Below are 6451 nucleotides of genomic sequence, written 5' to 3' on the forward strand. Positions count from 1 at the left end.
GATAATGTACGATGACATGGGCTGCTTTTTTACACTGCCGCCCGATTTTCCAAAAACGCTTAGGAAAAAATTAAATTGGCCAAAGTCCGGCTCCGAGACGTATGACTTTTACCTCATCAGCGCATAAATCAAGAATTGTAGAAAAAATCCTATCCCGTTCTTCGCCGCCGTCAAGGATAAGATCCAAACCGTCAATTTCGTCAAGTTCCCATCCGCTTTCAAATAGTTCGTCTTCGGGAATTGGCGGCAGTTCCGTGGCAGCCTCTTCGACATGATGAGCGTAAAAATCTTCGCCGCCCGTCATGCTCTTTTTTGCCGTTATTGAATAGAGCGGGGATTTAAGCGTTTCAATCAGGCGGATTGGAACAGGGTAATCGGGTATGCGCACGCCCAACTCATGACGGCGGATATCAAGAAATTTTTCAGTTCCCGACAGTGTTTTTAAAATAAATACATAAGGTCCGGGGGAAAGCCTGTTAATCAGCCTGAAACGGGTATTGTCCATGCTGACAACTTCCACAAATTGGGAAATGCTTGAGCAAAGGAGCGTGAAGTGCCTTTCGTCCCTTTCACCTGAAAGTTTTCTTAATTTTTTAATAGCGGCAGGCGATTTAATAGAGCAAACAATGCTCCAGCTTGTGTCGGTCGGGAGCGCGACAAGCCCTCCGTTTTCCAGCGTCCTTGCGGCGCGGTTTAGTATTCTGTCGTCAATATTGGAGGGGATAATATATTCAGTCATTTTTTACGGAACCCACATAAGCTTGTCGGGGGCGGATTCTTTTAGAAAAATATTGTTATAACGCCCTGAATGTTTAAATGAAGTTATTTCAGGAAAATAAGTTTGCATAAAAAACCATAGCACGTCGGCCATTACATTTGAGGAATCTGTTAGAGCGTAACGATACCAGATTTCTTTTTCATCAAGTATTTTTCGCATCTTTTCATTATCTTTGCATAATTCTGGGTCGGTAAGCCGCCTTATTTCGCTTCTAAGTCCGCCGTAGTCTGTTTTTCCAACAAAAAATAACCTTAGACGGTTACTTTCGTCCATCCAGTATATTTCAAAGACTCCGGCAAGAGCGGGGACTTTAGTGATAATATCATAACGATCAGCCTTGGAAAGAGGTGACCATTCGACGGAATAATAAGCGTCTCCGTTCTTTTCAGCCATTGTAATGCCGTATTTCATAGCTCACTTTAACATATCGGGATGACATTTTCTATACATAAATAGTTATGATTGTATGAAAAACGATACACTTCGAGATAGATTCGGTTCATTATTGATTGTCTCCTTTTTCCTAATTCCTTATCTGGTAAAGAATTACAGCAAAATAATCAAACATTAACCTACTTGGCATGAATATTGCTATGTAATAGGTGTGCATTTTGTCATTGAGGAGGCAAGAGGAAAATATGAATAAAAAAACACAAAAAGCGAATGAAAATTTACTTGAAACATATTATAAGCAGATAAAGGCATTTCCCCTTTTATCTTTTGAAGAAGAATTGGAATTGTCAAAACAGATACAGAACGGAAATACCGCCGCGCTTCATACTCTTGTCAATTCAAACCTTCGGTTAGTTGTAAAGATAGCCGGAATGTACAATATTCCAGGCATTTCAAAAATGGACATGATTCAGGAGGGGAATATCGGGCTTTTAAACGCGGCGAAGAAATACGATTTCCGCAAGAACGTGCGTTTTTCTACATATTCAAGCTGGTGGATAAAACAGTTTATCAGCCGTTACATTTCCAGCAGGCGGTATTTTGTCCGTTTGCCTCAGCGTAAAGAAGAAACATTACGAAGGATTCAAACCACATACAGCGTTCTCTGCCAAAGTTTGATGCATCAGCCTAAAAATTCCGACATTGCCAGAGAGCTTGGCATTTCCGTTCATGTTGTTGATTCTTTTGCAGGGTATACCGCCGATTCAATGTCTTTTGATCAGTACATAAGCGATGATGACAGCGTCAGCGCGGTAGATGTTCACGAAGATTATACTTACAACCCTGAGCGCGACCTGATGAAGAAAGCCTCCCGCGACAATGCTCTGCATATTTTAAGCAAATTAAAAGATAAAGAAAAGCACATTATCAGCCACCGCTATCAATTGAACGGCTGTGAGCGCTGCACATTAAGGGAGATAGGGGATAAACTGGATATTTCTCCGGAAACTGTCCGTCAGATTGAGCAGAAGGCGCTTAGGAAAATAAAAAATCACGCGAAAGAATTAAGAGAGTGCCTATACGTTGAGGCAATTTAATATATAATGATTGAATGATCACTTGCGGCGCGTTGGTTATTTATAAAAACAAACCCGCGATTGTTAAAGACCATGCGGACGGAAAATTTTCCATTTCCCTTCAAAACGGCGAACAGGTAAAGGTTCGCGACAAAGATATTGAAACGCTCCATGCCGGTCCTGTAAATAATTTTAATGAAATTGAGCGCGGCAGTCCCGCCCCATCCGCTGTTCGTGAAGCGTGGGAATTGTTATCAGGCGAAGGCGCGTCGTTGTCATTAAAAGATTTAGCCGGTTTTATTTTTAATGAATATACTCCTTCTTCCGCCTACGCCGCGTATTGCGCTTTAAAAGACGGTTTGTATTTTTGCGGCACTATTGACGCTGTTATTCCGCGAAGCAAGGGCGAAGTAATTTCCGAAGAATCAAAAAGGGAGGCCGTGCGGCTTGAGTCAGGCGAGAGGATGCAATTTCTGAATCGGCTAAAGGCGCGCGTAAAAAATCCCGCCACCAATAAACTCTTGCCTGAAGACGCGCGTTATCTTCAGGACGTGGAAGCTCTTGCTTTTGGCAAATCAATAAAGAGCAGGACAATGAGGGATTTAACTTTAAGTGAAACGCCGGAAGACGCCCATTTGTTGCTCCTTAAAACCGGCTTCTGGACGGGAATGGTTAATCCTCATCCAAGCCGCTTCGGCGTTTCGCTCTCCGGCGCGTCCGTTTGCCCAGCGTCTCCTCCCGAAGAACAGCGGTGTGACTTATGCAGTCTTGCCGCATTCGCCATTGACAGCCCGTGGAGCCACGACCCCGACGACGCAGTTTCTGTTGATAGCGAAGAAGGTAAAAGTATTTTATATGTTCATGTCGCAGACCCAGCCGCCTCAATTTCTTTTGACAGTCCCGAGGAGAAAGAAGCCCGCGACAGGGGCGCCACTCTTTATCTTCCGGAAGGCGCCGTCCGAATGTTAGCGCAGGACGCAATTCCAATGTTTGCGCTAGGTCTTTCTGAAAAGTCTTTCGCGTTAACATTTAAAATGACAATTGATAAAGACGGCGCTGTTTTAGATACGGAAATATTTCCCTCTGTCGTAAAAGTACTGCGTATGACTTATGAAGAAGCGGACAGGGTAATGGATACGGATCAGACCGATTCGGCGGCGTTACGGGAACTTTTTTCCCTGTCACAAAAGATTTATAACCGCCGCATGTCGTATGGCGCCGTTAATATTGATCTTCCCGGCGTTCACATTACGGTTGAAAATGAGAAAATAGAAGTAACGCCGATAATTGACTACCGCAGTTCTTTTTTGGTTAAGGAGTGCATGATTGCCGCTGGTGAGGGCGCGGGAAACTGGGCGGCGGGAAAGAGGCTTCCTTTTCCGTATATCAGCCAGGAAGTGGAAATGCAGGGAAAAGTTTTAGGCGGTTTTGCGGGTTCCATGCAGTTGCGCAAATGTATGAGGCCGCGAACTCTTTCCGTAAAACCGGGGCGGCATCAGGGGCTGGGACTGGACACCTACACGCAGGTGACAAGTCCTCTGCGCCGTTACACCGATTTACTCGCCCACATTCAAATAAGAGCCTTCCTGCGCGGCGACAAAACTCTTTCCTCCGATGACGTTTCGGCGCGTCTTGGTTTCAGCGAAGCGGCAGTAACCGCTGCCGTTCACGCGGAAAGGGCATCCGACAACCACTGGAAAATGGTTTATTTATCTGACAAAAAAGATTCAGTCTGGGACGCGGTAGCCACAGAAAACAAAGGCAGCCGCTGGGCGGTAATTATTCCCCGTTTAGCGCTGGAAGCGCAAGTTTCCCTACAGAGGGATGTTGCGCCTAACGATAGGGTGAAACTAATTTTAAAATCAGCCAATATCGCCAAAGGCGAAGCCGTCTTCACACAGTCAATTTAAGTGAGCAGTGAGCAGTGAATAGGGAGTGGGGGAGCAGTGAGCAGTTAGCAGTTAGCAATGAGCAATGAGCAATGAGCAATGAGCAGTGAGCAGTGAATAGGGAGCAGTGAATAGGGAGTGGGGGAGCAGTTAGCAGTTAGCAGTTAGCAATGAGCAATGAGCAGTGAGCAGTGAGCAGTGAGCAGAGAATAGGGAGTGGAGTTGTTATTAGCAAGCGTGGCGTGGTACTTTACGCACCGATAGCAAACAAGAACACTGCTCATTGCTAACTGCTCATTGCTCCCCATTATAGTTAAAACAACGGATAGAGTGTCCGGCGCTTGCTTGCGTTAACTCTGGGTGTTCGCGCAGGCATCTTTCGCTTGCATTAGGGCATCTGGGGGCGAAAGAACATGATGCGCCGGTAATTTGCGTTGCGCTAGAAGGCGGGGATTTATTCGCGTTCTCCGTCTCGGTGACAGCGGATTTTCCGGGGGAGATTCCAGCGGCGGATGAGAACAATAGGCGAGTGTATGGATTAAGCGCGTCACGGTACAGGTTCTCTGCGGGGGCTTCTTCCATCAATTCGCCTTTGTACATTACGCCGATTCTATCGCAGAAGTAACACGCCACTTTTAAGTCGTGGGCTATGAATAAAAAGGACATATTTCTCTTTTTTCTGATGTCGAGTAACAAATTGAGAATCTGCCCTTGGATTGACACGTCTAGGGCGGAAACTACTTCATCGCAGATTAAAACTTCAGGTTCCATTAAAAGGGCGCGGGCAATGGAGATTCTCTGGCGCTGGCCGCCCGAAAACTCCGAAGGGCGTTTTTCAAGGTCTGCTGCCTGAAGGCCTACCTCTTCCAAAATGGCGGCGGCTTTTTCTCGAAGTTCCTTCTCGCTGACCCCGCGCTTTTTCAACGGTCGGCGGCAACCGGAAACTAAAACTTCATAAACGCTCATTCTCGGGTTAAGCGATCTTGCGGGGTCCTGAAAAACATAGCGTACCTTTTCGCGGTATTGCCTTAATGTCTCTTTTTTTAAACCGGCTATTGAGACTGGATCGTCTCCTTCGTAGTGCAGAATCTCCCCTGAATCGGCTTCGTACATCCGCACCAACATTCTCGCCGTAGTTGTCTTTCCGCAGCCGGATTCGCCGACAAGCCCGTAAGATTCGTTTTTATCAATATAAAACGAGATGTCATTTACGGCGTTTACAAAACGTCCGTAACGGGCAAAGAATCCCGCTTCCAGATTAAAGCGCTTGTATAAATGTGAGATTTTTAATATAGGCATAAGCTATCTCTATCTCCTTGCAAGTTAGTGAATAGTGTATAGTAGTATATGCAATGGTGTCAATCAATCTCCATCTGTAGAAACATTTACAGCGTTTAAACGGCAGTAAAGTATTTTTTGCAATATTATGCTAATTTCCTTTATTTTTTAATTTATTTTTAGTACCATTGCAAGGGGTATTTCATTTGAGGTTAAAATGATAAACATCGCTCTTATTGACGACCATCCTCTTGCGACTAACGGAATAGGCGCGTGGCTTAGCGGAACGGGCAGATTCACAATTTGCGGCACGGCGAAAAACCTTGACGAAGCGTCGGCGCTTATGAAACAGTTGGAAAATTTGCCCGATATTATCATTCTTGATATTTCTCTTGGGACGGAGGACGGTCTTGACTTTATCCCAATGTTAAAAGAAATTTGCGCGAAACGAGACGCGCCTATGCCTAAGATTCTTGTCTGCTCAATGTACGAAGACACTTTTTTGATACAACGCGCCATAGACCAAGGCGCGGGGGCTTATGTCTCAAAATCCTCAGAATCGGGAGAACTTATTACCGCCATAGACGCGCTTTTAGAAGGCGGCAATTATATTAATCCCCGATACCGTATAAAAAAACCAAAACACTCATTGTCTTTATTAACTCCCAGAGAGAACGAGGTTATAGTCTGCATTAAGCAAAACATGAACAACAAACAAATAGCCAAACGGTTGAATATCACTATTCGCACGGTAGAAAATCATATTTCGCATATTTATCTAAAAACCGGCGCTTCTTCGCGGGAAGAATTATTGGAACTTTAATTCGCAAAAACTCGTGCGTAAAACACTCACGACAAAAACTATTAAAAGCCTTAAAATTTTAATATATGAGTAATAGCGTGAATTTCAAAGAAAGGCGCGAGGGCTTTAGGGTACGTTTTCCCATCGGGGCAAAGCTGATAATCATCATCTCAATAATCGTATTGGCCTCCCTCGGTTCAATAACCGCGCTGGTGTCGTGGCTGGTGCGGGAAGA

The 6451-nt window shown here is 44.9% G+C and carries 6 protein-coding genes; 3 read left to right on the top strand and 3 right to left on the bottom strand.

The window, feature by feature from the left end; all coding sequences use genetic code 11:
- Positions 1–70 precede the first annotated feature (70 nt).
- Together ACYVRH_RS09785 and ACYVRH_RS09790 are read right to left on the bottom strand one after the other, a co-directional pair.
- Positions 71–739 carry an L-threonylcarbamoyladenylate synthase gene (locus ACYVRH_RS09785; RefSeq protein ID WP_461256728.1) on the bottom strand — a complete coding sequence of 223 codons (669 nt, stop codon included), beginning with the start codon at positions 737–739 and terminating at the stop codon, positions 71–73.
- A 3-nt stretch (positions 740–742) separates the two neighbouring features.
- Complete coding sequence (locus tag ACYVRH_RS09790; protein WP_461256729.1) at positions 743–1189, bottom strand: hypothetical protein; 447 nt, start codon at positions 1187–1189, stop codon at positions 743–745.
- Positions 1190–1416: 227 nt separating this feature from the next.
- On the opposite strand from ACYVRH_RS09790, the gene ACYVRH_RS09795 reads away from it, so the two are divergent.
- Positions 1417–2268: a sigma-70 family RNA polymerase sigma factor gene (locus ACYVRH_RS09795; RefSeq protein WP_461256730.1), complete on the top strand. Its 852-nt coding sequence runs from the start codon at positions 1417–1419 to the stop codon at positions 2266–2268.
- A gap of 14 nt (positions 2269–2282) precedes the next feature.
- Positions 2283–4157: an RNB domain-containing ribonuclease gene (locus tag ACYVRH_RS09800; protein ID WP_461256731.1), complete on the top strand. Its 1875-nt coding sequence runs from the start codon at positions 2283–2285 to the stop codon at positions 4155–4157.
- A 273-nt stretch (positions 4158–4430) separates the two neighbouring features.
- Here the strand turns inward: ACYVRH_RS09800 and ACYVRH_RS09805 are convergent, their stop codons facing one another.
- Positions 4431–5435, bottom strand: coding sequence for an oligopeptide/dipeptide ABC transporter ATP-binding protein (locus ACYVRH_RS09805; protein WP_461256732.1), 1005 nt, complete (start codon positions 5433–5435; stop codon positions 4431–4433).
- Between the two features lie 196 nt (positions 5436–5631).
- Here ACYVRH_RS09805 and ACYVRH_RS09810 point away from each other — a divergent pair, with 196 nt between their 5' ends.
- Positions 5632–6237 carry a response regulator gene (locus ACYVRH_RS09810; protein WP_461256733.1) on the top strand — a complete coding sequence of 202 codons (606 nt, stop codon included), beginning with the start codon at positions 5632–5634 and terminating at the stop codon, positions 6235–6237.
- The last annotated feature ends 214 nt before the right edge of the window (positions 6238–6451 follow it).

It is taken from the genome of Treponema sp. R80B11-R83G3, from assembly GCF_054786115.1.